The 336-nt window shown below is 60.4% G+C and carries 1 protein-coding gene; it reads right to left on the bottom strand.

Annotation, left to right across the window (positions count from 1 at the left end; translation table 11 throughout):
• Positions 1 to 39 precede the first annotated feature (39 nt).
• The coding region (locus ACM9LZ_RS26200; RefSeq protein WP_416622410.1) for an integrase core domain-containing protein at positions 40 to 336 on the bottom strand (297 nt) is incomplete at its 5' end.

The following is a 336-nucleotide window of genomic DNA, read 5'->3' as shown; positions in this document are numbered from 1 at the left end:
TGAACCGCGCCGGGATTGTCGGCGGCAAAAGTTCGTGAGTCACGCCGCCAACTGCTGAATGCTCACGGCGTCATGATAGCGTTGTTCGGCCTCTGCGGGCGGGATATTTCCGATAGGCTCGAGCAGGCGGCGGTTGTTGAACCAGTCGACCCATTCGAGGGTTGCATATTCCACGGCTTCAAAGGATTTCCACGGTCCTCGCCTATGGATGACCTCCGCCTTGTAGAGACCGTTGACGGTTTCGGCCAAGGCGTTGTCGTAGCTGTCGCCGACGCTGCCGACCGATGGCTCGATGCCGGCCAGGCCTAGCCGCTCGGTGTAGCGGATGGACAGATA

The sequence above is a fragment of the Niveispirillum fermenti genome (genome assembly GCF_048066175.1).
GTDB classification, from domain to species: Bacteria; Pseudomonadota; Alphaproteobacteria; order Azospirillales; family Azospirillaceae; genus Niveispirillum; species Niveispirillum fermenti.
The sequence above is the reverse complement of the archived record's forward strand: the minus strand, read 5'-3'. Positions and strand labels throughout refer to the sequence as shown.